Origin of the sequence: Streptomyces bambusae (assembly GCF_020532645.1) — a bacterium.
Taxonomy (GTDB): domain Bacteria; phylum Actinomycetota; class Actinomycetes; order Streptomycetales; family Streptomycetaceae; genus Streptomyces; species Streptomyces bambusae.
In genome coordinates, this window is the sequence record NZ_JAJAUZ010000026.1 from 23,158 (window position 1) to 47,028 (window position 23,871).

The window sequence follows — 23,871 nt, forward strand, 5'->3', positions numbered from 1 at the left end:
CCGGGCAAGAGTCACCGTGCAGCCCCTCTACGAGAAGTCGTCGGTGCCGAGGCGACGCGCCCGGGCGGCCTGCCGCCGGTAGAGCGCCACGGCCAGCAGGGCCCATATCAGCCCGATCAGGGCTTCGTATGCCACCTCGGCGGCCCAGGGCCGGCCGTCCAGCAGTCTGCGGACCGCAAGTACGCCGTGCCGCAACGGCAGGAGACCCCCGACGGTGTCGATGACCGGCGAGCTGCCGGCCGGGATGAACAGACCGGATCCGGTGATCACCAGGTACATCATGCCGTTCGTCAGCAGGGGCTCCGCCCGTCGGCCCATCGCCGGAGAGGCGGCTACCAGACCGGCTGCTGCACTGGTCAGCGCCATCAGCGCGAAGAGTGGAAGCGCGGGGATCAGCGACAGCGCGAGGCGCGTATGGCCCGTGAGCGGTGCCACGAGGAGCAGGCAGAGCGACCAAGTGAAGAGTGCGTTGGCCAGCCAGGGAAGGGAGCGCAGCGCGAACATGCCGGCGGGCGAGATGCCCGACAGCTGCAGCCGGTAGAGGGTTCCCGCCGTCTTCTCGGCGCCCGGCACGCCACCCACACCGCCGATGGTGCTGAGGGCGAGGACGAGGGCGAGCGAGCCGACGAACGCGAATGCGCCTCCGCTCTGTCCGGCGGCGACCCGGCCGAGCAGCGTGAAGAACAGGCACTGGGCGAGGGCCAGGGGCCAGACCGAGGTCACCTGGATGCGCCAGGGGTTGTCGGCCAGGTACTCGAGGAACCCCAGCCGCACCGTCGCCCGCACCCGCTCAGACGACATCAAGGGTGGCCTCCTTCCGGGCTCGCGTGACCACGCGCTGGAAGAGGAGGGCGCCGCAGAGCGCGTAGATGGCGGTCAGTCCGGCAGCGGCCGCCAGCGGCCATGGCTGCACGCGTCCGGCCGCCGCGGCGCCGAGGAATTCCTGGAGCCAGTGGAGGCTGATCCCGTAGGAGAGCCAGCGGAGCGCCGCGGGCAGCAGCTCGGGCGGGATGAGGATGCCTCCGAGCACGTACACCCCGTAGATCAGCATGGTGGAGATCTGCATGGCGTGGCGGGTGAGGACGAACAGGCACGCGATCAGCATCCCCACGGCCGCGCCCGACAACAGGGCCGTCAGCAGGCCTGCAGCCAGCCATCCCGGATGGTGCGCCGACACGGGCCGGCGCAGCAGCAGGAGCACCGCCAGCAGGGCGAGGGAGATCTGACCGATGGACAGCAGGCCCGCTCCCAGCCCCTTGCCCAGCACCACCAGGCGTGCGTCCTTCGTCCCGGTCACGGCGCGGGCCAGCACTCCCTGTGCCCGGTCCCGGGCGAGGACGGCGCCGGTGCCTCGCACGGTTGCGCCCCAGAACGCGGTCAGCAGCACGCCGGACACGGCGTGGGCGGTGCGCTGCGGGCTCTGGTCGGGCAGCGACAGGAGCAGGATCAGCAGGAGTGCCGTCGGCTGGATGACGGTCAGGACCAGGGTCGCCGGTGTGGCGAGCAGTTCGGACACGCGCATCCGGGCACTGACGGCGAGGACGTCCAGGGTGGTCCGGAGGTGTTCGACGGTACGCGCCGCACGGCTCACGGAGTGCTCCCCTTGGCCGCGGCGCCCTGGAACGAGGCGAAAGCCTCCTCCATCCTGGCCGGCCGGACCTGGACGTCCACCACGTCGCAGCGTTCGAGGAGGGCACCGAGGCGGGCGAAGACGGAGCCGCCCCAGGTCTGGAGCCGCACGGTGATCGTGGCACCCCCGGCCGGGCCGGGACCCGGTTCGACGGTGGCCCCCTCGGGAAGCACGTCGTCCAGTGCGGGGAGTCTGCCGCGTGTTCGGACCACGACCACGGCTGCGTACCCGGCCCGCCGTGCGAACTCGTCCAGCGGGAGGTCCGCGCTCAGCCGGCCGGACTCCAGCATGACCACACGGTCCGCGAGCCGTTCCACGTCGAGAAGGTAGTGGCTGGTCAGCAGGACGCTCACGCCGTCCTCGCGTAGTGCGGAGACCACAGCGCGCAGCCGTTCGGCTTCCGCCGGGTCAAGGCCGATGGTGGGCTCGTCCAGGAGCAGGACTCGGGGGCGGGGCAGCAGTCCGATCGCGATGTGCAGCCGCTGCCGCATGCCCCGGGAGTAGGTTTCGACCCGTCGGTCGGCGGCGTCGGACAGTCCGGACCTCTCGAGCATGTCCGCGGCCCGTTCCTTGAGCTCGGCGCGCGTGAGGCCGGCCAGCATGCCGAAGAAGTGCAGGTTCTCCCGTCCGGACAGGCGAGTGTAGAGGCCGCGGTCCCCGCCGAAGACGACGCTCAGGTTCCGTCGTACGTCCTTGACCCTGCCGACGACGTCCAGACCCAGCACGCTGACGTCGCCCGTGGTCGGCAGCAGGAGGGTCGACAGGATCTTCACGAGTGTGGTCTTCCCGGCGCCGTTCGCACCGAGCAGGGCCACGATCTCGCCCGCAGCCACGTCGAAGGAGACATCCGTGAGGGCTTGGACCGTCTTGCCTCCGGATCCGTAGCTCCGCCCGACGCCGCGCACCCGTATCGCCGGCCCGGCCACAGGCATTCCTCCTCGCCCCCACGTGGGGATCATGCCGTGATGTGCGCGCAATCCTGCACCATCGCCGGGTTCCCGGCAAGACCACCCCGGGGCCTGCGCGGGTTCCTCAACTCACCTTCCACAGGGGCCATTTCGGCCTGGAGGAGGCCGGGGGAGACCCGTTGCCGGACCGACCGGCCCGTTGGTAGCGTCACGCTGCCAGGCACATCGGTGAACCGGGGGGATCCGTGACGCTCTGCGAACTCGACATCGACTACGCCTTCTCGGATGCGGAACGGGCCGCATTCCAGCAGTCGCTGCAGGACGTGACCCTCAGTCCGTTCAGGTTCTACGAGGCTTTCCGACGCCAGGTACGCTCGGTCGTCGACAAGGGCGGCGTGCCGGAGCGCTTCGTGGAGTTCTGCCGCTCCCTCGCCGCGCTGGACCGTGCCGAGCATCCCGTCGTCATGGTGCGCAACACGCCGTTCGACGAGGGCGTCCCGGTTTTCGATGCCGATGATCCGGTGGCCTCCAAGTACCTACTGAAGACCTCCTTCACAGCCGAGTCGTTCATGGAGTCCTTCGCCTATCTGTGCAGGCTCACCGGGATAGGCAATCTCGACATCGCCCAGGGCGACGTCTACAACGACATCTACCCCAGGCGTTCGAGCTGGCAGACACAGTCCTCCAAGGGGCTGCTCGCCCAGCCGTTCCACAAGGACCTGGGGAACCAGCCCGTGGTGCCGGACCGCATCCACATGCTCGCGATGCGCAGTGACGAACGGAACCAGGTCTACACGGCCTTCGCGCGCAACGTGGACATCCTGCGGCAACTGTCCGCCTCGGAAAAGGCATTGCTCCGGGAGCCTTTGTTCCACACCCCGTCGGACCCGGCGACCACCCATGCGGACTTCCTGCCGGAGACGGCTCACGCGGTGCTGACAGGATCCTGCGAACTGCGTTTCATCGAGGGGCGGACCCGCGGGAACTCGGCCGGGGCGGAGGAGTTGGCAAGGAAGATGGACGCCCTCCCGCACACACACAAGAGGCGCGTCTTCCTGCGCCCCGGCGACTTCATCGCGCTGAGCAACAACCTCGCCCTGCACGCCCGGGAGGTGCACGCACTGGGTGACGAGGTGGCGCTGCGCTCTCGCTGGATCATCAAGTCCGCCGTGGTGGAAGACACAGGGAGTCTCGGGGAGCACAGGGTGGCTCAGACCGACTACCTCGTGGCCGGCTGATGCGGGTGGACGAGACGGCCAAGCCGCTCAGGGTGGCCCTGGTGAACATGCCCTGGGCCCGCATCGACGCCCCCTCCATCCAGTGCGGCCTGCTCAAGGCCCTCGCCGTCCGGGAGGGGCACCACTGCGAGGTCCACTACCTCAACATCGAGCTGGCCGTGCTGCTGGGACCCGAGCTGTACGAGGGCATTTCCGACATGCGCTCGGAGCGGTTGCACATGCTCGGGGAGTGGCTGTTCGCGTACGCCGCCTTCGGCGAAGTGGTTCCGGAACAGGAGTACTTCGAGGAGCACCCGGAGCTGGAAGCGCTGTGGCGCGAGCTCACCGGGCGCGGGCTGGATCACCTCGTGGAGCTGCGCCGAGCGGTGCTTCCCGCATGGCTGGACAAGGCTCTGGGCGAGGTCGACTGGGGCGGCTACGACCTCGTCGGGTTCACGTCGACCTTCCTGCAGAACACTGCGTCGCTGGCGGCCGGCCGGCTCCTGAAGGAACGATTCCCCAACGTTTCACTGGTATACGGCGGGGCGAACTTCGACAGCGAGATGGGGCCCGAGTACGCCCGCGGCCTGCCCTGGCTGGACCACGTCGTGTCGGGTGAGGCTGATGAAGCCTTCCCGGCGCTGCTGCGGCAGATGGCCGGCGGGCCCGCCGGCGCCGCCCCCGGCGCGGAGGTCGCCGGTGCCAGGATGCTGCTGGACCAGGTGGGGCCGGCGCGGCCGCTGCGTGCGCTCGACGGTCTGCCCGTCCCGGACTACCGCGAGTACTTCAACGCCCTGGAACGGCACGGCAGACGGGCCCTGCTGGGCGACCGTCCGGTGCGGCTCCCCGTCGAGTTCTCGCGCGGCTGCTGGTGGGGGGCCAAGCACCACTGCACCTTCTGCGGCCTGAACTCCGCGGGTATGGCGTTCCGTTCGAAGAGCGGCGAGCGCGCCATGGACGAATTGACCGAGCTGCTCACCGCATATCCGACCGTGCACGTGGACGCGGTCGACAACATTCTGGACATGACCTACCTGACGTCCCTGTGTGAGGAACTCGGAAACCGCCACTGGGATGTGAACCTGTTCTTCGAGGTGAAGGCCAATCTGACCCGGGGGCAGCTCAAATCGATGCGGAATGCGGGCATCCTCCGCATTCAGCCGGGCATCGAGAGCCTGAACACCCGTATTCTCGGGCTCATGCGCAAGGGCGCGACCAAGTCCATCAACGTGCGCCTGCTCAAGTGGGCCCGCTATTTCGGCCAGACCGTCCAGTGGAACGTGCTGACGGGAATACCGGGCGAGAGTGATGCGGACTACGAGGAGCAGGTGGCGCTCATCCCGCTGCTGCACCATCTGGAGCCTCCTTCCGGCTCGGCCCGCATCTGGTTGGAGCGGTTCAGTCCGTACTTCACCGACCCGTCGTTCCGGCTCTCCCACATCCGCCCGGGAAGCAGTTACCGGCACATCTATCCAAGCCATCTGGACCATGCGAAGATCGCCTACTTCTTCGACTACGGCGTGACCGACGTGGCCTCCGAGCGGGCGGTCGACGCCTTGTCCGCGGCCGTCCTCGAGTGGCAGCGCCGCTGGGCGGAGCCCACCCGGCCGACCCTGCTCTACCAACGCCTCCCCCACCACCTGACCCTGATCGACCGGCGCACCGAGCGCGCACGGAAGGCCGTGCTGGAGGGGTGGCAGGCACACGCGTACGAGGCATGCGGCGACGCGGCGAGAAGCGTGCAGGGGGTGCGCACCGACCTCGAGCGGCTGGGTCACCGCCTCGCCACGGCCGAGGTCGCGGCATTTCTCGAACGCTGCTGCCGCTCCCGCGTGATGATCGAGGACGAGGGCAGGTATCTGGCCTTGGCCCTTCCGGAGAATCCGGATTGGTAATAGCCTGCCTGGAAGCAGTTGGTATGCACATGCCATAACGACGGGAGAAGACGCAATGTGGTGCAGCACTCTCCAGCCGAAGGTCGAAAAGCCGGCTGTCGCCAAGCAGGAGACCGCTGAGACGGAGAAGACCGGCGCCTCGTCGCGCTGACCGCTCCGCCGTCCGCCATACCGGAGCCTGCTCCGGTATGGCGGACCTCGACATTCCGCCGCCGGACAGCGGCGGCACCGCAGAGCGGGGGGCTCCCATGACCACGGCACGGCTCATCGACCAACTGACCCTCCCGCTGCTGCGCGGACTCCTCGGCCTCGACGACGATGCCCCCCCGTACGTGCTCACCGAAGCGGCGGCAGCCGTCCGGAGCACCGTTCCCCAGCTGGTGTTGTCCGCGGCCCAGCGGTGCGGTGAGGAGCTGGGCTCCGGCAGCCGCGACACCCTGGCGAGAGCGAGACAGCGTGCCGCAGCGTACGAAGAGATCCTGCGCCGCGTCGTCAAGGCGGTTCCGGGAGCTCGCGTCGTCAAGGGCGCTTCGCTGGCCCGGCACTACCCGGACTCGCTGCTCCGCCCCGTCGGCGACATGGACCTCATGGTGGCGACGGAGCAGCAGGTCTGGGAGGCTGCCGCAGCCGTCCTCGACTCCTGCCCGGTGCAGGACACCGCCGTCGTCCTGCACGGCAGCCGGCGACCGCTGCCCTTCGTCACCCTGACCTGGCCCGGCACCGACCGGTGGCTGGACAAGCCGATGAAGGCCGAGATCGTCTGCACTCCCCTGACGGGCAACGCGGGAGCCGTCGGTGTGCGGCCGCTGGCGGCGCCGCGCGACAGCTGCCTGCCGGACCTCCTCTCCGTCTGCGAGGAGCGGTTCCAGCGCCGGTTCAACGCCAAGGACATCGCAGACGTGCTGGTCCTCGCCGACACGGGGCTGCCTCCTGCCGCCCGAATCGTCGACACGGCCGCCGCCCACCAGCTCGCGCCCGAACTCCACGAGCTCCTGTCGTACGCCGCCGCGCATTGCGACATCGGCCCGTTCGCCGCCGTCGTGGACCTGCTCGGGGAGCGCGCAGCGGCCGAGCGGAGCCGCCGTGAGGCCTGGCGCAGGCCGCGGACCCTGCAGAGCCTGGACCACCCGGTGTGGCGCGCGCTGGCCTACGGTGTTCCCGTTCCCAGCATCCCGCTCAGACGGGCGGCCCGCCCGGACGCTCGGATCCCCGTACGGTACGAGCCGCTGGGCGCGCACCTGCTCCACCACACCCCGATCGGCGACTTCCTGCTCACCGTCGAGCAGACGGTCAGCCGCGATGACTACGATCGAGCCGTCAGGCGCTCGGAGGCACAGGGGGAGGCGGAGCCCACCGGATGACCTCCGTCCGTGTCATGACCTGGAACCTGTGGTGGCGCTTCGGCGACTGGCAGGAGCGGCGCAAGGCCATCCTCGGCATTCTGGAGGAGACCGACCCGGACGTGTGCGGACTGCAGGAGGTCTGGCAGGACCGCGATGAGAACCTCGCCGGATGGCTGGCCGCCGAGCTGGGCCTGCACTGGGCCTGGGGCCCGGCACGCAACCAGCATCACTGGCAGGCCCGCATCGGCGACCCGGACGTACAGCAGGGCACGGCCATCCTCAGCCGGTGGCCGCTGACCGGGGTGCGCACGACCATCCTGTCCGAGGTGCACGGCCGCACGGCGCTCGGCGCCGTCGTGCAGACGCCCACGGGCGGGCTGCCGTTCCTGACCGGACACCTGTCATCGCGCGGCCCCGACACCTTCCGGCGCGACCAGGCCCTGCGTCTGAGCCGGATGGCGGTGGGAATGCCGGACGCCGTGCACCCACCCGTCGTGACCGGGGACTTCAATGCCGCCCCCGGTTCCCCCGTGCTGGAGCCGCTCACGGACACCTTCTGCGATGCGTGGGCCGAGGCGAACCCCGGCGATCCCGGCGGGACCTGGCTCGGCGGCACTGCGGACACCGCCCTCCGGCCGGACGCCGGGGCGGCGGGACCGGCGCGCATCGACCACATCCTCGTGTGCCGGGAACGCGGCACGGCCAAGCGCGTGGTGTCGGCCCGCCTGGCGGCGCTCCGTCCCGTCGCAGGGATCCGGGCCTCCGACCATGCGGCGGTCGTCGCCGACCTCGTCGACCGTCGGCTGCCGGCCGGCCACAGGGCTGTGGTCAGCGGGCCCGGACCGTCACGGACGTGACCACCGGGTCGGTCCCTGCGTGGGCGATGCGCAGGATCACGGCGCGGGAAACCTCGTCGGCCACCTCGCCGAACTGGGTGAAGCGGCCGTCCAGGTGCCGTGCCGGGGCGAGGGTCACGAAGAACTGGGATCCGGCGCTCCCCGTCCCGAGGTTAGCCATTGCCAGCAGGTAGGGCCGGTCGAAGGCGAGCCTGCCGGGGGCCTCGTCGGGAACCCGGTACCCCGGTCCGCCGTGTCCGGTGCCCGTCCGGTCCCCGCCCTGGACCAGGAACCCCGGAATCCGGCGGAAGAAGGCCGTGCCGTCGAAGAACCCGCCTGTGCCCTCCTGCTGGGTACGGGGGTCCTTCCAGGTCCGGGTGCCCCGGGCGAGCCTGACGAAGTTGTCCACCGAATAGGGTGCGATCTGCGGCCACAGCTCCAGCGTCACGTCCCCCTCGGACGTGTGCAGGACGGCCGTGGCCGTCTCGTAGCGGTCCAGCGACAGCGTGATCGGTTTACGCAGGGTGCGGTCACGCACCCGAAGCGCCCGCTGCGCGGGCCCGTCAGGCAGCGTACCGGCCGGCGAAAGGGCCTCTGCGGGTGCGGAGTTCCCGCACCCGAGGGTGCCGGGGGCAGCAGTCTGGAGCGTGGCTTCCGTCCAGGACAAGTGGTCCGATTCCGCCACCGGCACCTGCCGTTCGGCGCCCACGCCGGTCCAGTCCGGGTCGTGCCCCCGGCACCGCTCGGCACGGTGGGCGTACCACAGGGTGCGGACCTCCTCGGAGGCATGACCGATGAGTGTCTCCTCGTCGCCGGAGGCCTGGGCGTCCAGTACCCGCGGCATGTCCTCGGTCTCGAGGTACTTGTCGAACAGCGACCCGTTGTTGTGCTGCATCGTGAAGCACTGGTCGACGAAGACGGTCTCCGACACCTCGTGCTCCACGTACCGCCGCAGCAGTTCCGCCACCGGCGCCCACAGCGCTCCGCCGTACTCCGTCCCGGGCCCGGCGAACGCTTCGGCAGCCAGCGCAAGCGCAGGTGCCTGGCCCATCCGGCCACGGGTCCGGGCCCACGCGACCTGGCTCGACTGCTCGGTCACCTCGTGGAGGAACCCTGCCAGCGGTTCGGGAAGGGCGTCGCTCACCGCGCGCTCATAGTGGCCGAGCTCCACGCCGATGATCATGTCCAGCTGGCGCGCGAAGTACAGGGCGAGCCGGGGCACCCAGCGCGCGAACCTGGTCCGTGCACCCCGGTGGCCGTCGGCAGCAATCGCTTCGAGGGCATAGAAGTCCGCCGCGAGCGAAGCGGCGTCGACGTGGTCGACGTACCACTGCGGATCCCGGGCCGACATCTCCTCCGCCATGGCCGCGAGCGCCTGCTGCCGTCCGACGACCCCCGACAGGTAGGCTCCCCAGCGCCGTTCGACCACGGAGTACATCCGGGGGTAGCGCCACGCAGACCCCAGCACATCCACGCACGGCCGGTGGTCGGGATCGCTCCGGCCGACAAGACGGCCCGCCGTGAACTCGACCATGACCTTGGCGAGCAGGGCACGCATGCGCCGGTGGTACGGCGTGCTGCCCGGCAGCGTCCGGGCCAGCTCTGCCGGTATCCTCCGCGGGCCCGGCAGCACCGCCAGCATGAACCAGCTCACCAGAGTGAGCGTGCAGTCCGCCAGGGTGGACCCGTTGAACCTGCGGCAGTCCACGTAGGCGGAAACGGGCCTGCCGTCTGCCATGAGGAAGCCGGCGCCGGGTGAGTACGGGGCGAAGGGGACGAGTCGCACCGGCAGGGAGAGCGGCACGTCGGGCACTCCCAGAGCCTCACGCAGGGGAGCTTCCGTGCGGTCGAGGTCGAGCAGTTCCTCCAGTTCCACGGCGGCCGCCTCCCGCCTGCCCTGCCACTGCGCGAGGGCGGGCTGGAGTTCGGGCGCCGCGGCATGCAGGGCCTCGCCGATCAGCCGTGCGCCCGGGCGCAGTTCCTCGCTCGGAGCCAGGGCCGGCAGCTCCAGCGGGTCGGCGGCCTGCGCCAGCCAGGCGGGGAGCTCGTCGAGTCCATGGGCCTGCCAGGAGCGGACGCCTTCCAGGAATCCTGCGATTTCGGGGACGGGTGGGCTCGCGACGAGGCTCGTCTCCCAGGGGAACCGGCCGCGGAGTTCGCGGTTGAGTGCCAGGAACAGGTCCAGCGCACCACCGGTCTCGAAGCCGAGTTTGATGTGGGCCACGGTACTATCCTCGGGTCCGGAGCAGCAGTCCTGCGTCGAGCAGTCGGGCCACGAGGGCGCGGCACCGGTCAGGGTCCAGTCGTTGGTAGGCGACGGCGCGGTGGCGCAGTCTGCCGGCGCGTTCCACCAGCTCCTCCTCGGTCACCCCGTTGCACAGCCCCCATACGAGGGCGACATCGGGCCGCATCCGCACCCGGCGGCGACCGATGACGGCGGCCGTCACGGCCTCCGTGTGAACCCTCGGAAAGCAGTCGGCGACGCGGTTCAGGGGGCCTGACGAGCTCTGCCGCCAGGGCCATTCGTCCAGGGGAACGCCCTGCCAGCCCAAGGTGGCGGCTGCGATCGAGCAGGTCTGCACGAGGCGCTCCAAGTCGTCCGGTGAGGGAACGCCGCCGCACAGCAGGTCTCCGCGCAGCAGCGTCCGGAACCACGTCAGGGGGAAGCCTTCCGGAGCGGACCGCTCCAGCTGCCTCCAGACCCACTTGGATCCCAGGTGGAACTCTCCGCACGCCGCCGCAACCGCCTTTCCGGCACCCAGGAGGGCCGTGCGACCGGCCAGCAGACAGGCATCACCGTCGCCGTCCGCGCGGAAGCCCGAGACGTCCTCCATCGCCAGGTGGACGGCGGTCAGCCAATGACGGATCATCTGGCGCCGGAACTGCGTGGCACCGGACCTCAGCCGGTCCCGGAGGGCACCCACCGTTCCGGTATCGGCCAGGAACTCCGCGCTCCACAGTCGTGCGGCGAGCTCCAGGTCCGCGCCGGCGGTGGGGACTTCCCCGGCGCTCGCGGAGAGGTCTGCTGCCAGGACCCGGTCCACGGCGGAGCAGAGCCGTTCGTACGGCACCAGGTGTGCGTCCACGCGCATGCGGCCGGCACCCAGCGTCCTGCGCTCCGCAGAGAGGCGGGGACCGATCAGATAGACGTCGATGTCACTGGCTGCATTGCCCATGCCCTCCACGAGGCTGCCGCTGAGGAACACCGCATCGGCTCCCGGTGTCTCCACGAGGCTGCGGCCGATCAGCCGCCCCGCGGCGAGCCGGGCGGCCCGGTTGTCAGGGGCTTGCATCCACCGGCCCCTCGGCACGCGACCGCACGGGCGCGGTCGGCACGGAAGGTGGCGTGTGGAGTGCGGTTGTCGGCACGCCCACACGCCACCCGGTGGCGCCGTTCACGAGCCTCCTGCACGGCGGCTGCGGAATGGTGAGTACGGGGTCACACTCCGCGCGGGCCGTCTGCGTGGACGCCGAGCAGGTACACGCGGTTCTCCAGTGCAGCAGCCTCAGCGGGCTCAAGGTCGGAGAACTCGATCTCTTGCAGATCCTCTTCGCTGTTCGCAGGAACGGATGGGTCGAATTCCGGTGCTCCGTCAGCTGTCATGGCCATACCATAACGAGAACCGCCGGACGTCGGAAGGTGCCCGGCCGAAGTCCCGGTGGATCACGGCCGGTTTCTGCTGTCCAGTCCGAAGGGGAGGATTTCGCGGTGATGTCAGGGCCGAGTTACTTTGCCCAGTTGCCGAAGTACGGGCTTGGAATCGGAATCAATCCATCCGACTTCCATGTGCGATATCTGGAACACGGTGCCGACGCCCCCGACTTCTTCGAGGTAACCGCCCCGAGCTCACGCCACCGCGGGCCGGCCTCCTACGCAGAGCTGCGCCGCAGGGGCCGGGCCGCACCGGACGGCTTCGAGCGCCGTACGATCCACGACCTCGTCGGTACGGCGCGGGTACTGGTACACAGCACCAACGTCAATCCGGCCTATGCCGATCCGCCCTCGACATCCGAACTCGACGAACTCAAGCAGCTGTTGGAGCTCAGCGGCGCGCCGTGGGTCACCGAGGACCTGGGCGTCTGGCTGATGAGCGAGCGGCACGTGTACCCGCACTTCATGCCGCTCCCGCTCACCGCCGAGTCGCTCACGGTCTGCATCGACAACGTCATGCGGATCCAGGGCATCCTGGAGCGGCCCTTCAACGCCGAGTTCCCTCCCATGACGTACGTCGTGGGCGATATGAACGCATTCGAATTCTTCTCCCGCCTGTGCGAGGCGACCGGATGCGGAATGTGTGTGGACGTCGGCCACGTCCTCAGCTATCAGCTGGCCCGAGGGTGTTCTCCGACCGCGGACTTCCACAAGCTTCCCTGGGAGCACGTCACGGAGATCCACTTCGCCGGCGGGGCCATTGATCTCACTGGCGAGGGCTTCTTCTACCAGGACGACCACGGGGACCGCGAGGTGGTGTCGGTCTGCTTCGACCTGATCGACCAGGTCGTCGAGAGTGCCCCGAACCTCAAGGCCATGGCGCTGGAGCTGTTCGGCGCCAGGCAACCGGCCGCTGCGTTGCGAAGGCTCCGGTTCACGCGCGAGCGGAAGACCGTCGCCGCCTGGCTCGCCGGCTCTGAACCCGCCGGCGAAGTGCTGTCGGTCGAACACAGCCGCCGCCACGTGAAGGCCCTGTCGGTGGCCATGTACGACCTCCTCCACTCCGACGAACCGCTGTCGGGACAGCGCCTGACCGAGCACGGTCCGGAGTTCCTGGACGCCTTCGCCACCGCCGAGCGCAGGCGCTGGGACTACGACCGTCGGTCCCGCCTCATGATCCTGGGCGGCAGCGTCACCTCGTACTTCCCCGTTTCGACCGGGTGGCTGCTGCGAGAGTCGGGCCTGTCCCAGGAGGCCCTGTTCGGCCTGCTCATCCCCTCCCTGGACACCGGCCGCCCCCTGGATCCGGACTCCGTGGGCGATGCACTGCACACCGTCCTCGCCGGACTGCCCCGGGAGCGGCTCCTCCACGAGCTGCTCCGGTGTGAGATCTGGATGAACCGCTGCCCGGAGGACGGGCCCGCGGACCGCGAGGCCACGTTCTCCATGGACCTCGAGCGCGCCGCCCGGGGGTTGGACGACCCCGATGCAGTCCTCGCCTCCTTCGAACAGGACGTCCGGCTGGTCGGCCTCGGCGACGGCAGGTTCGCGCGGCGCGGCACCGCCCCGGAACGCCCAGCCTCCCCCGCACCCGGCACACTGCCGGACCCGGAACTCCCCGTGTGCGGGACGGCCCGCTGCTGCTCGGGGGACTGACCTCTGCCGCAACGGACGGCCGGTGGGGCTGCGTCGGGGAGCCCCACCGGGCCGGCGTGGGCTTGGCAGACGGGGCAGCGCGCCGACGCACGGGTACGCGCGTTGGCCGGGAGGCTACGGCAGCGGGGTGCGGAGCTGACCTGCGACAGGGAGACTCACCTTCAGCCGAATGCCCGCATGGGTCTGGTGCAGGTTCGGGTGACAGGTGCAGTCACGCGGCCTGGAGGGCCGGTGTGGTCATGACGGTCTCGTATTCGACGGGGGTCAGGCGGCCGAGTGCGGCTTGTCTGCGGCGTCGGTGGTAGGTCCGTTCGATCCAGGTCACGTGGCGATCCGCAGTTCCTCGCGGGTGGTCCAGCGTCGGCGGTCGAGGACGTCCTTCTGCAGCAGGCTGAAGAAGGACTCCATGGCCGCGTTGTCGCCGGCCGCTCCGACTCTCCCTATGGATCCGGCCATCCGGTGGCGTTCGAGCGCGCGGACGAATTTCCTTGATCGAAATTGCGATCCGCGAGTTCCCGACAATCACCGACCAGCCGGAGGGAAGTCACCGGTGACTGCCCGGACGTCACCGGTGACTCTCCGGCCCACGGGTGACGGGCCAGCCGACCGGTGACATTCCGGGACGGCAGGGCGCTGACCTCCGCCGGGGAGTTCCGCGCTCGCCGGGTGTTCCGGGGATTCGCCTCCACCACCACAACAAAGCACAGGCCGGTGCCACCGGATCTGGCCGGCAGCGGTGACGGGCCAACGGGCCGTGAGGTTCGCGCAACTCACCGGTGAGTGCTCGAAGAAGTCACCGCGCGCAGGGAACCGGGGCCCGCGTCCGGGCATCCGCGTGCCGGGCGGCCGCCACACGCTGAGCCGCCGTTCCCGCCTCTGGCACTGCCTTGCCGTTCGCTGCACAGCCGAAGTCCTCGGCAGGCAAGCCCGGACGACATCGTCTCGCACGACGCGGTGTGGGCTCCGAGCCCTCTGGACGCGGGCCTCTTCGTTGCGGTCCCGCCCCATGGCGGCCGGCGCACCCCGGGCGGCGGCTCACGCCGGGAGAGGCCGCGGCCCGTCCCGGCTGATGCCCGCACGGGGCGGTGACCTTCTGACGGGGGGCGGGTCAGCTCTTGGTCAGGGTGCAGCCGTAGGCAGCGGTTCCGGAGCCGCTGTAGGCCTCCGTCTCCAGGTAGTACGTGCCGCTGCCCGCTGCTGTGCGGGTGAAGGTGAGGCTCTCGCCGGTGCCCGCGCCGTCGTTGACGGAGCGTTCCAGGGTGCTGCCCGCCGAGTCGAGCCAGTAGAGGTCGGCGTCGTAGGCGGCGGGAACGGTGCACGTGACGGCGGCGGTCTGTCCGGAGGCCAGGGCTACCTTGAAGTAGTCGCGGTCGCTGGTGGACTTCATGCTGCCGGTCACGGTGGCGGGCGAGGCGAGCCCGGTGGCGTCGTCGGCGGTGCCGCGGGTGTCGTTCGGCTCGCTCTCGGCGAGCGTGCGGGCGCCGCCCTGGCTGCCGCAGTCCGTGAGCGGCGTTCCGTTGTAGAGGTTGGCGTCGGGCACGCCGTTGGTGACGCTGCGCAGGTAGTAGCCGCAGGTGGGGCGGTTTCTGAAGTCGTAGGTCGATCCGGGGGTCAGGCGCCAGATCTTGAATCCGGTGTAGGTGAGGGGCGTGCGTTCGACGGCCTGTTCGGGCTGGTGGTCGGCGAGGACGACGTAGGCGTCCTCGCCGTACTGGGTGGCCTGCCCGTTGCGGTCGAGGAAGAGTGATCCGCCGCCTTCCTCGACCCCGACGCCCCAGGCGGCGCCGTCGGGGGTGAGGCCGTCCTTCACGGCGCGGGCGAGGAAGGACATGGTGCGGCCCATGCGGTCGCGGTCCACGAAGTGGGAGTCGTTGAGGACGGCGCCGTAGTCGGCCCATTCGAACATGCCGGTGGTGAAGCTGACGGAGCGGTGGTACGGGTTGGCGAGTGCTTCCGTGCTGGTGACGCTGCCGTTGCAGGCGTCGTAGACCAGGGGGCTGCTGATGTGGTGGCCGGCGCTCCCGCCGCCGGAGCCGCCGCCCTTGGCGACGACGGATTCGACGGACGCCTCCAGGGCGGTGCCCTTCCAGGCGGCGTAGCGGCACTGGTCGCCGCCGGCGAAGTAGACGAACTCGGCGTTGCGCACGTCGGTGTTGACCTGGCTGTTGTTGCCGTCGTTCGCCGCGGTGAGCGTCCAGGTCGTACAGGAATTGACCCCGGCCAGCGCCATGACGGTGTCGCACTCAGGTGTGGGACTTCCCGAGGTGGGGGCGGAGCCTGCGAGGACGACGACGTCGAGGCTGCCGGTGCCGCCGCGGATCTCGTCGACGGCGCGGGCCATCGACGCCGTCACGACGCCGCCCGCCCCGTTCATGGTGAAGGCGGGGCCGTTCCACGAGGCGCGGCTGACGTCTGCGGCGCTGCCAAGGCGGATCCGGCCGGCGGCCGCGTGGGCGGGCTGCTGGAGCGTCAGGGCTACGGCCGCCGCGCTCAGGGCTGCGGCGAGGAACGCGGTGGCGCGGGAGGTTGGTCGTTTCACATGCGCTCCAGAGATGTGGCTGAGGGGGGAGCCGCCCGGGGCGGCCGGCGGAGCCTCGATCCGCGGGACAGGAGACTCCAGGAGATTGGTATCGGAACATACAAGTCGGCAGGATCACCTGGAAGATGTACAACGAGATTCAGATGCGACGGCGTCCCTTGACCCCCTATTCGGGAGCCTGAATCACCACAAAAGGCTCCCCTCTCTAGCTCGCTGACACGCGTTATGAAAACGTAACGCACGTTACATCTGGCCACTTCAATGATTGATCTGTAACTTCTGCGGTTGTGATCGGCGGCTGAAATCCGCCGACGAGGCACCCCCGAGAGGCTGCATCCCATGAACACTCGTCCCTCCTGCCGTGCGGCGGTGGCCGCAGCGACGGCCGCCGCGCTGGTGTCCCTGAGCGGCTGCGGTGACGGCGGCGACGCCGCCCCGGTCCCGGCGGGCCCTGTCACCGTCGCCGGCGTGCAGATCAAGAAGGACCAGGCGCTGCACGACCTGCTGCCCGAGAAGATCAGGAAGGCGGGCAGGGTCCGGGTGGCCACCGACGTCCCTTACGCTCCCTTCGAGATGTTCGTGAAGGAGGGCGGGAGCGAGCTCACCGGCCTGGACTACGACCTGGGCCAGGCGCTGGGCGCCAAGCTGGGGGTGTCCTTCGCGTTCACCCCGCAGAAGTTCGACGGCATCATCCCCGGCCTCCAGGCGGGTAAGTTCGAGGTCGCGATGTCCGCCATCACCGACAACAAGGAGCGGCAGAAGGTCGTCGATTTCGTCGACTACTCCCGCTCGGGGTCGGGTGTCCTGGTCGCCGAGGGCAATCCGTCGAAGGTCACCACGCTGGACGACCTGTGCGGGCGCAAGGTGGCCGTCCAGGCCGCGACGAACCAGCTCGACCTGCTCACCGGCCACCAGACGGCCTGCGCGAAGGCGGGCAAGGCGAAGATCAGCATCCAGACCTTCCCCAAGGACTCCGACGCCCAGCTGGCGCTGCGCGCCGGGAAGGTCGTCGCCCAGGTTCTCACCAAGCCCGCCGCCGGCTGGGTCGCGAAGACCGCTGACAGTGGCGGGACGTTCGACCTCGTCGAGGACCCGGCCGCCCCCGGCGGGTACGGGGCCTCGCCCAACGGGATCGCCGTCAGCAAGCAGCTGCCCGAGCTGACCGACGCCATCCAGAAGGCCCTCCAGGCCCTGATCGACGAGGGCACGCTCGCGCTCGTCTACAACCAGTACGGCGTCGGCTCCATCGCCGTCGAGACGGCCACCAAGAACGCGGCGGTGGACTAGAGATGCCCGTCACCAAGACCCCTGCCGCACTCCGGTCCGACGAGGAGCGGCACGTGCAGGAGCAGCCGGAGATCGTCCCGGTCCGCAACCACGGCCGCTGGCTGGGCGCCACGGCCTCCGTACTCGCGCTCGCCGGACTGGTCGGCTCCCTCGCCAAGAACGACAACCTGCGCTGGGACGTCGTCGGCGACCACCTCTTCGCCGACCTCGTCTTCGACGGCCTTGCCACCACCCTGTGGCTCACCGCGGCCGCCATGCTCCTGGGCCTGGGCCTGGGAACGCTCGTGGCCGTCATGCGCCTGTCCCCCAGCCCCGTGCTCTGCGGCCTCGCCAACCTGTTCGTCTGGGTGTTCCGGGGCACCCCGCTGCTCGTTCAGATCATCTTCTGGGGATACGCGGCCGCTCTCTACTCCCAGGTGAAGATCGGCATTCCGTTCACCGATGTCACCTTCTTCCAGGCCGACACCAACTCCCTGCTCACCCCCGCGGTCGCCGCCCTCCTGGCCCTCGGCCTCAACGAGGCCGCCTACGCCTCGGAGATCGTCCGCGCCGGCATCCAGTCCGTGGACCCGGGGCAGGCGGAGGCGGCCCACTCCCTGGGCATGCGCCCCGCCCTGACGATGCGCCGGATCGTCCTGCCGCAGGCCATGCGGGTCATCATCCCCCCGATGGGCAACGAGACCATCAACATGCTCAAGATGACCGCACTGGTATCGGTCATCTCGGCGCACGACCTGATGTCCAACATCCAGGCCGTGTACGCACAGAACTACCAGGTCATCCCCATGCTCGTGGTGGCCAGCCTCTGGTATCTCGCCCTGGTGACCCTCCTGGGCATCCCCCAGGCCTGGCTGGAGCGCCGCTACGGCCGCGGCACCACCGGCGCGGGACACACCTCCCCGCTGCGCCGCCTGCTCGGCGGAGCCGCAGGCCCCAGGAGCGCCCCGGGCGCGAAGAACGACAAGGAGCGGAGCCGATGAGCACGGCCATGGTGCGTGCCGAAGGCGTGCGCAAGCAGTTCGGCGGGCTGGAGGTCCTCAAGGGCATCGACCTGTCCGTCGAGCGGGGGCAGGTCTGCTGCCTGCTGGGCCCGTCCGGGTCGGGCAAGTCCACCTTCCTGCGGTGCATCAACCACCTGGAGAAGGTCGACGGGGGCAGACTCACCGTCGACGGGGACCTCGTCGGCTACCGGCAGCAGGGCAGCAGGCTGTACGAACTGCGCGAACGGGAGGTCGCCGCGCGCCGCCGGGACATCGGCATGGTGTTCCAGCGGTTCAACCTCTTCCCCCACATGACGGCCGTCGAGAACGTCACCGAGGCGCCCGTGCGGGTCGGCGGGGTCTCCCGAAGCGAAGCCCTGGAGCAGGCCCACGCACTGCTGGCGCGGGTCGGCCTGGGCGACCGGTCCGGCCACTACCCGGCCCAGCTGTCCGGCGGGCAGCAGCAGCGCGTGGCGATCGCGCGCGCCCTGGCCATGCGGCCGAAGCTGATGCTGTTCGACGAGCCGACCTCCGCGCTCGACCCCGAACTCGTCGGCGAGGTGCTCGATGTGATGCGGCAGCTCGCCGCCGACGGCATGACCATGGTCGTCGTCACGCACGAGATCGGGTTCGCACGCGAGGCCGGCGATACGGCGGTCTTCATGGACGAAGGCGTCGTCGTCGAAGCAGGCGACCCCCGCCGCGTCCTGGCCGACCCGGAGCAGGAGCGCACCCGGGCGTTCCTCTCGAAGGTCCTGTGAGCACCGCCGCCGCCCGGCAGGTGCAGACCTGCGAGCTCCTCGGTCCGGCCCGCGCGCACCATTCCCGCTACCTGCGCGATCTTGAGGCGCTGGTGTCCATCGACTCCGGCTCCTACAGCGCCGACGGCGTCAACAGAGTCGCCAACTGGGTGGAGAACCGCCTGCTCCTGCTGGGCTTCGCCGTCGAACGGATCCGTTTCGCACCCGAGGGGGCGCGCAGGTGCGGGGACGCGCTGATCGGCCGCAAGCGCGGCCGCCTCACCGAGGCCGACGGCGGCCGCCGCATCCTCCTCGCCGGCCACATGGACACCGTGTTCGAGGACGGCACAGCGGCCGCCCGCCCCTTCCGGCTCGACGGCTCCATCGCCACGGGTCCCGGAGTCAGCGACGACAAGGGGGGCCTGCTGGCCGGGCTCGCCGCCCTGGAGGTCCTGCACGGGCACGGCGCGGACACGTACGAGGAGCTGGTCTTCCTGGCCACTCCGGACGAGGAGATCGGTTCCCCCTCCAGCCGCGGACTGACCGAGAGGACCGCCCGCGGGATGCACTACGGCCTCGGCCTCGAATGCGCCCGGGAGAACGGTGACCTCGTCATCGCCCGCAAGGGCGTCGCCGACTTCCTGATCACCGTCACCGGGCGTGCGGCCCACGCCGGCATCGAGCCCGAGCGCGGGGCGAACGCCGCGCTCGCGGCGGCCCACCTGGTCGTGGCCCTCCAGGCCCTCAACGGTCGCTGGGACGAGGCCACGGTCAACGTCGGTGTGGTCCGCGCCGGGACCCGGGCCAACATCGTGTGCCCGCAGGCCGAGCTCCGGGTGGAAGTCCGCGCGGCCACCGCAGCCGGCGTCCGGCGCGTCCGGCAAGCCATCCAGGAAGTCGCCGGACATCCGACCGTGCCAGGGACCACCGTCGGCGTCGAGCAGCTGGACCTCTGCCCGCCCATGGAGGACACCCCCGCCTCGCGCCGCATGCTCGAAGCAGCGAGGCGCGCCGGCCGGGCCGTGGGCGTGGAATTCGGCGCGGCCGCCACCGGCGGCGTGGGGGACGCCAACCTGATCGCGGGAGCCGGAGTACCGACCCTGGACGGTCTGGGCCCCGTCGGCGGCGCCGACCACACCCCACAGGAGTGGCTCGACACCTCCACCGCCCCCGAGCGCATCGCCGTCCTGGCCGCGCTCATCGCCGACCTCGGCGACGCCCGCAACCCGTGACCCGGCGCGCCCCGCCCCGGCCGCCCGGGGCGGGGTCCCGCCCGCACACCTGCACGCCCGCACCCCCACCCACGAACCACGGAGGAACCATGCGCGTCCCACCCCGCCCCGCCCGCCGCGCCGTACTGACGTGCAGCATCGCCCTCGTCCTCCTCGGCGCGGCACCCGCCGCCCAGGCCGGGCCCGGGCACGCCGGCGGGACCGGCTCACTGGTCCTGATCGGCGGCGGCCTGAAGGCCGACAACAAGGCCGTCTACGGCGAGATCGTCAAGCGCGCGGGCGGCTCCGCGGCCCGCATCGGCGTCATCACCGCGGCCTCCGTCCCCGAGAGCCGGGACCCGAACGCCGGCGACCCCGCCACGTGCAGCAACTCGGCCTGCAACGGCGCGTACTACGTCGGCCTGTTCAAGAAGCACGGCGCGTCCGAAGCCCAGTGGATACCCCTGGACACCGATCACGTCGCCAACTCCGACGACCCCGCCGTCGTCGCGCAGGTCAACTCGATGACCGGGTTCTTCTTCGGCGGCGGCGACCAGTACCGCTACATCACCACCCTCCTGCGCGGCGACGCCCACGAGGACTCCGCGGTCCTCGCCGCCATCCGGGCAAAGCTCGCCCGCGGAGCCGTGGTCGCAGGTTCCTCGGCCGGGGCGCAGATCGCCTCCGGGCCCCACATGGTCAGCGGCGGCGAATCCTACGAGGGCCTGCGGGACGGCAGCACCCCCGGCTACTTCGCGGACCCCGCCCGCCTCGGCCACATCCCCCGAGGCGGGTTCGGATTCCTGACCTCCGGCCTCATCGACACCCACACCGGGGCGTACGGCCGCGAGGGACGGGCGTACCGCCTCGCCGCCGACACCGGGCACGACCGCGTGTACGCGCTGGAGGAGAACACGGCCCTCATCGTCGACGCCCCCGGCAGCAGGCACGAGCGGATGACCGTCCTGGGCCCCCAGGGCGTCGCCGTCCTGGACCTGCGCCGGACACTGGTCCGCTCAGGCGACTCCGGCTGGGGACTGCGCGGGGCCCGCTACTCCTACCTCACCGACGACGACCGCTACCACCCCCACTCCTGGACCGCCTACCCCGCCACTGACAAGAGGCGGCTGCGCGCCACCGGCACCAGCGCGGTCCCCGCCAACCACGACGTCTTCCACTCCTCCGCCAACCCGGCGGGCACCCCGTACTCCTTCCGCGACACCGCACGGGCCCTCGGCGCAACGCGCACTCAGAACTCGGCGAAGTCCACCACCTTCGAAACGGACCCGCAGTTCACCGTCACCTTCACCAAGGGCGCGGGCTTCAGCGCCTGGAGCGGAGACGGCACCAGCCCCCAGACACTTCTCGGCCTCCGGATCGACGTCGCACGCAGCTGACGGCCGGGTGGGGCGGCCCGGACCGGCCGCCCCGCCGCACGGCACTCCTTGGAGACGTCCGTGGCACCCGGCCTCCTCGCGGACCTCTCCCCCTCGATGCGGGCGGCGGGGGCATCAGGACTGCTCGACACGGACCGGCAGCAGGATTGCACTGCCCAGGTCGGTGCAGGCGACTCACCTGGGACCGCTCACCGTCGGCGGCGGGCTTCCAGTGCGTTCGCATCGTCCCGTTCACTGCAGCCTCGCTCGTTGCTCGTGGACGCAACGGGAGACGGAACGGGAGACGGAACGGGTCCTTCGCGCTTCGCCCGGCCCGATCCCTGCGGCGCGGCAGGTACTAAGCTCGGCGGACGCGGTACGAACCGACCGGAAGGATCCACCCGACGATGAGCGGCACGCTTGCCGACAGCATCCGCGCCACGCTGGGCGACTTCAGCCCGGCTGAACGCAAGGTCGCCCGCGTACTGCTGGCCGGCTACCCGTCGCCGGTCTTCGAGACCGTCGCCGTGATCGCCGAGCGAGCCGCCGTCTCGACACCCACAGTGCTGCGGTTCGCGGCGCGCATGGGCTACCGCGGTTTCCCCGACCTCCAGGCCGCGGTCCGCGGGGAACTGGACGCCCGCAGCGCCTCCCCCATCACCCTCTACGAAGCCGCCGGCCTTGGCCAGTCAGACGACAGGCAGGGCGGTGCCGGGATCCTGGAGCGCGCCGCCACCGTGTTCGCGCCGGCGCTGACCCAGACGCTCGCAGAGATCCCTCCGCACGACTTCGAGCGCGCGGTGGAGCTGCTGGCCGACCGCAAGCGCCGTGTCACGCTCGCCGGCGGGCGGTTCACCCATCTGTTGGCGCAGTACCTCGGCCTGCACCTGATGCAACTGCGGGAAGAAGTCCGCCTCCTGCCGGACCGGCCAGTCGAACGCACCGCGGCGCTTGCCCAGTTGACCCGTCGCGACGTCGTGGTGCTGTTCGACTACCGCCGCTACGAAGCGGACAAGACCGCTATCGCCCAGCTCGCCGGTGAGGCTGGGGGCAGGTCCGTGTTGTTCACGGATCCCTGGCTCTCCCCCGCGGCAGCCCACGCGGACGTGGTCCTGCCCGCGCAGGTGGGGACCATGGCCCCGTACGACAGCCTCGCGCCCACGATGGCCGTCATCGAGGCGGTCATCGCGGGAGTCATCGAAGCACTCGGCCCCGAAGGGCACCGCCATCTGAGTCGCAACGAGGACACCGCCCGCCGCGTGGGCCTCATCTGAACCGGCGGGGCGGCCGGCTCCCCCTTGCACGGTTGGTCCGACTTCAACCCCCTCCACTGCCCGGTGAAGCCCCCGCAAGTCGATGCCTTGACTTCGGGCCGCGCACAACAGGGAGGACCGACCAGCACGAGTACGGAGCGCACGCTGTCGCCCCCGAGACCGACCTTGCCCGCATCGCAGGCGGCTCGTACCCGGCCCGCGCCCCATGCACTCAGTCGGTGTGCACGTACGCGGACCGGATGGCGTCCACCCCGCGCTGCTTGCCGGGGCGTCATCTACGAGCAGGAACCCGATGTCCTGTACCGACCCGACCCGGAGGGCATGCGGGCGAAGCCCGTGGTCGGCCGGACCGACGAGGGGTCAGGGGGTGAACTCGGAGCGGCGTGCCGCGACTCGCCTGCTGCGGTGAGCGGGGGTCTTCACCCGCCCGCTCAAGCTCCTGGGCATCAACCGACCAGCACCATGGCAAGATCACCAGGACTTTGAATCAGTCCGGTCAGGAGCTCTTGCGGTGGCGAAGCTTCATGGAGCTCTTGACGGTGTCCATCAGCGAACCGACCGGCTTCTCTCCCTGCGACCCGCAACTGCGACCTGCGCCAGTCACTCTCGTACTCACCGTAGTTGGCCATCGTGACTCCCTCGTAGTCGTCCATGGCCTCCTGGGAGCTGCCGGCCTGTAGGCCTGCCGGGGGCACCGAGACCCCCAGGCGGACCCGATCGCCGCCACTGCCGGCTTCGGGCTCGCACAGTGAATCCCACGCAAGGCCGCCGAAGCGTCTTGAGACCAGGCTGCCCTTGACGGTCCACGCCATGCCCAGCTCGAACGTAACCGGCAGCTCACATCCCCTCCCCGCGCCAATGGGGCCGGCGGCACTGACGGCATCCACGCGCTTCGGCCCCTCGTCGACGTCGTCCGTGACATCCGGGCCGGCCAGGCAACCGTGGACCAGACCGCTGACCACATCCTGACGCACCCGCGAGACCGGCTGCGCAATCACAGATCTGACCTCCCACGACGTCTCTCCGCTGCGAATCGCCCTCGTTTCCGGCTGAGCTCTGCTCGCGGAAAATGCCGCTTGCGCGCTTCCGCCGAAGACGCCGCCGGCGGGAGCGACTGGGACGTGCCGGTGGACTCGACCACGGTGCGGGCCCGCCAACACGCCGCCGGCGCAAGTAGGCAGCGGCCGCGGCAGCCCCTCAAGCGAGGGCGGGCCGGGAACCGATCGGTCCGGTCCGGTGTTGCGGAAACTGATCCCCCGGCCCGGGGAGCTGGCCGGCGTCGTAGTACGATGTCATCCAATGGATGACGGTAGGGATGTCGTCCATC

Annotated in this window: 19 protein-coding genes and 1 pseudogene; 11 read left to right on the forward strand and 9 right to left on the reverse strand. The window is 70.4% G+C overall.

Annotation, left to right across the window (positions count from 1 at the left end; all coding sequences use genetic code 11):
• Positions 1-27: 27 nt before the first annotated feature.
• From LG634_RS19335 to LG634_RS19345, 3 genes are read right to left on the reverse strand one after another with little or no spacing between them, the layout of a single operon-like run.
• Positions 28-801, reverse strand: coding sequence for an ABC transporter permease (locus LG634_RS19335; protein WP_226735129.1), 774 nt, complete (start codon positions 799-801; stop codon positions 28-30).
• Positions 791-1,591 carry an ABC transporter permease gene (locus LG634_RS19340; RefSeq protein ID WP_226735130.1) on the reverse strand — a complete coding sequence of 267 codons (801 nt, stop codon included), beginning with the start codon at positions 1,589-1,591 and terminating at the stop codon, positions 791-793. Before LG634_RS19340 ends, LG634_RS19335 begins: the two co-directional genes overlap by 11 nt.
• Positions 1,588-2,562 (reverse strand): ABC transporter ATP-binding protein, encoded by a 975-nt coding sequence (locus tag LG634_RS19345; protein ID WP_226735131.1) that lies wholly within the window; start codon positions 2,560-2,562, stop codon positions 1,588-1,590. Before LG634_RS19345 ends, LG634_RS19340 begins: the two co-directional genes overlap by 4 nt.
• 221 nt (positions 2,563-2,783) lie before the next feature.
• On the opposite strand from LG634_RS19345, the gene LG634_RS19350 reads away from it, so the two are divergent.
• The 4 genes from LG634_RS19350 to LG634_RS19365 all read left to right on the forward strand — a co-directional run bounded on the left by LG634_RS19350 (position 2,784) and on the right by LG634_RS19365 (position 7,850).
• The gene (locus LG634_RS19350; protein WP_226735132.1) at positions 2,784-3,776 is read left to right on the forward strand and encodes a hypothetical protein; all 993 of its coding nucleotides are present in this window, start codon (positions 2,784-2,786) and stop codon (positions 3,774-3,776) included.
• A 5-nt stretch (positions 3,777-3,781) separates the two neighbouring features.
• On the forward strand, positions 3,782-5,650 hold the full coding sequence (locus tag LG634_RS19355) for a RiPP maturation radical SAM C-methyltransferase (protein ID WP_226735133.1): 1,869 nt from the start codon (positions 3,782-3,784) through the stop codon (positions 5,648-5,650).
• Between the two features lie 248 nt (positions 5,651-5,898).
• On the forward strand, positions 5,899-7,011 hold the full coding sequence (locus tag LG634_RS19360) for a nucleotidyltransferase family protein (RefSeq protein WP_226735134.1): 1,113 nt from the start codon (positions 5,899-5,901) through the stop codon (positions 7,009-7,011).
• Positions 7,008-7,850, forward strand: coding sequence for an endonuclease/exonuclease/phosphatase family protein (locus LG634_RS19365; RefSeq protein ID WP_226735135.1), 843 nt, complete (start codon positions 7,008-7,010; stop codon positions 7,848-7,850). Before LG634_RS19360 ends, LG634_RS19365 begins: the two co-directional genes overlap by 4 nt.
• Here LG634_RS19365 and LG634_RS38555 read toward each other — a convergent pair.
• The 3 genes from LG634_RS38555 to LG634_RS19380 all read right to left on the reverse strand — a co-directional run bounded on the left by LG634_RS38555 (position 7,822) and on the right by LG634_RS19380 (position 11,433).
• Positions 7,822-10,053: a peptidylprolyl isomerase gene (locus LG634_RS38555; protein WP_226735136.1), complete on the reverse strand. Its 2,232-nt coding sequence runs from the start codon at positions 10,051-10,053 to the stop codon at positions 7,822-7,824. The genes LG634_RS19365 and LG634_RS38555 overlap by 29 nt on opposite strands.
• Before the next feature lie 4 nt (positions 10,054-10,057).
• Complete coding sequence (locus LG634_RS19375) at positions 10,058-11,122, reverse strand: hypothetical protein (RefSeq protein WP_226735137.1); 1,065 nt, start codon at positions 11,120-11,122, stop codon at positions 10,058-10,060.
• Between the two features lie 146 nt (positions 11,123-11,268).
• Positions 11,269-11,433, reverse strand: a complete 165-nt coding sequence (locus LG634_RS19380; protein WP_226735138.1) for a hypothetical protein — start codon at positions 11,431-11,433, stop codon at positions 11,269-11,271.
• 183 nt (positions 11,434-11,616) lie between these two features.
• Between LG634_RS19380 and LG634_RS19385 the strand changes: the two genes are divergently transcribed.
• Positions 11,617-13,137, forward strand: a complete 1,521-nt coding sequence (locus LG634_RS19385; RefSeq protein WP_308072581.1) for a multinuclear nonheme iron-dependent oxidase — start codon at positions 11,617-11,619, stop codon at positions 13,135-13,137.
• A 211-nt stretch (positions 13,138-13,348) separates the two neighbouring features.
• Here the strand turns inward: LG634_RS19385 and LG634_RS19390 are convergent.
• Positions 13,349-13,647, reverse strand: a pseudogene (locus LG634_RS19390) (integrase core domain-containing protein); the annotation flags it as partial.
• A gap of 598 nt (positions 13,648-14,245) precedes the next feature.
• Positions 14,246-15,676 carry a pre-peptidase C-terminal domain-containing protein gene (locus tag LG634_RS19395; protein ID WP_226735140.1) on the reverse strand — a complete coding sequence of 477 codons (1,431 nt, stop codon included), beginning with the start codon at positions 15,674-15,676 and terminating at the stop codon, positions 14,246-14,248.
• A gap of 339 nt (positions 15,677-16,015) precedes the next feature.
• On the opposite strand from LG634_RS19395, the gene LG634_RS19400 reads away from it, so the two are divergent.
• The 6 genes from LG634_RS19400 to LG634_RS19425 all read left to right on the forward strand — a co-directional run bounded on the left by LG634_RS19400 (position 16,016) and on the right by LG634_RS19425 (position 22,544).
• Positions 16,016-16,963, forward strand: coding sequence for an ABC transporter substrate-binding protein (locus LG634_RS19400; protein WP_226735141.1), 948 nt, complete (start codon positions 16,016-16,018; stop codon positions 16,961-16,963).
• Between the two features lie 2 nt (positions 16,964-16,965).
• Positions 16,966-17,943, forward strand: coding sequence for an amino acid ABC transporter permease (locus tag LG634_RS19405; RefSeq protein WP_226735142.1), 978 nt, complete (start codon positions 16,966-16,968; stop codon positions 17,941-17,943).
• Positions 17,940-18,704, forward strand: coding sequence for an amino acid ABC transporter ATP-binding protein (locus tag LG634_RS19410; protein WP_308072584.1), 765 nt, complete (start codon positions 17,940-17,942; stop codon positions 18,702-18,704). Before LG634_RS19405 ends, LG634_RS19410 begins: the two co-directional genes overlap by 4 nt.
• Positions 18,701-19,915, forward strand: coding sequence for a M20/M25/M40 family metallo-hydrolase (locus tag LG634_RS19415; protein ID WP_226735143.1), 1,215 nt, complete (start codon positions 18,701-18,703; stop codon positions 19,913-19,915). The genes LG634_RS19410 and LG634_RS19415 overlap by 4 nt, the downstream gene beginning before the upstream one ends.
• A gap of 89 nt (positions 19,916-20,004) precedes the next feature.
• Positions 20,005-21,291 carry a cyanophycinase gene (locus tag LG634_RS19420; protein WP_226735144.1) on the forward strand — a complete coding sequence of 429 codons (1,287 nt, stop codon included), beginning with the start codon at positions 20,005-20,007 and terminating at the stop codon, positions 21,289-21,291.
• A gap of 386 nt (positions 21,292-21,677) precedes the next feature.
• Positions 21,678-22,544 carry a MurR/RpiR family transcriptional regulator gene (locus LG634_RS19425; RefSeq protein WP_226735145.1) on the forward strand — a complete coding sequence of 289 codons (867 nt, stop codon included), beginning with the start codon at positions 21,678-21,680 and terminating at the stop codon, positions 22,542-22,544.
• A 446-nt stretch (positions 22,545-22,990) separates the two neighbouring features.
• Here LG634_RS19425 and LG634_RS19430 read toward each other — a convergent pair whose 3' ends face one another.
• Complete coding sequence (locus LG634_RS19430) at positions 22,991-23,542, reverse strand: hypothetical protein (RefSeq protein ID WP_226735146.1); 552 nt, start codon at positions 23,540-23,542, stop codon at positions 22,991-22,993.
• Between the last annotated feature and the right edge of the window lie 329 nt (positions 23,543-23,871).

Coding starts and splice junctions, on each gene's coding strand:
- LG634_RS19345 (WP_226735131.1), bottom strand. CDS start 2,562: ATGCCTGTGGCCGGGCCGGCGATACGGGTGCGCGGCGTCGGGCGGAGC.
- LG634_RS19400 (WP_226735141.1), top strand. CDS start 16,016: ATGAACACTCGTCCCTCCTGCCGTGCGGCGGTGGCCGCAGCGACGGCC.
- LG634_RS19365 (WP_226735135.1), top strand. CDS start 7,008: ATGACCTCCGTCCGTGTCATGACCTGGAACCTGTGGTGGCGCTTCGGC.
- LG634_RS19360 (WP_226735134.1), top strand. CDS start 5,899: ATGACCACGGCACGGCTCATCGACCAACTGACCCTCCCGCTGCTGCGC.
- LG634_RS19405 (WP_226735142.1), top strand. CDS start 16,966: ATGCCCGTCACCAAGACCCCTGCCGCACTCCGGTCCGACGAGGAGCGG.
- LG634_RS19425 (WP_226735145.1), top strand. CDS start 21,678: ATGAGCGGCACGCTTGCCGACAGCATCCGCGCCACGCTGGGCGACTTC.
- LG634_RS19410 (WP_308072584.1), top strand. CDS start 17,940: ATGAGCACGGCCATGGTGCGTGCCGAAGGCGTGCGCAAGCAGTTCGGC.
- LG634_RS19335 (WP_226735129.1), bottom strand. CDS start 801: ATGTCGTCTGAGCGGGTGCGGGCGACGGTGCGGCTGGGGTTCCTCGAG.
- LG634_RS19375 (WP_226735137.1), bottom strand. CDS start 11,122: ATGCAAGCCCCTGACAACCGGGCCGCCCGGCTCGCCGCGGGGCGGCTG.
- LG634_RS19380 (WP_226735138.1), bottom strand. CDS start 11,433: ATGACAGCTGACGGAGCACCGGAATTCGACCCATCCGTTCCTGCGAAC.
- LG634_RS19420 (WP_226735144.1), top strand. CDS start 20,005: ATGCGCGTCCCACCCCGCCCCGCCCGCCGCGCCGTACTGACGTGCAGC.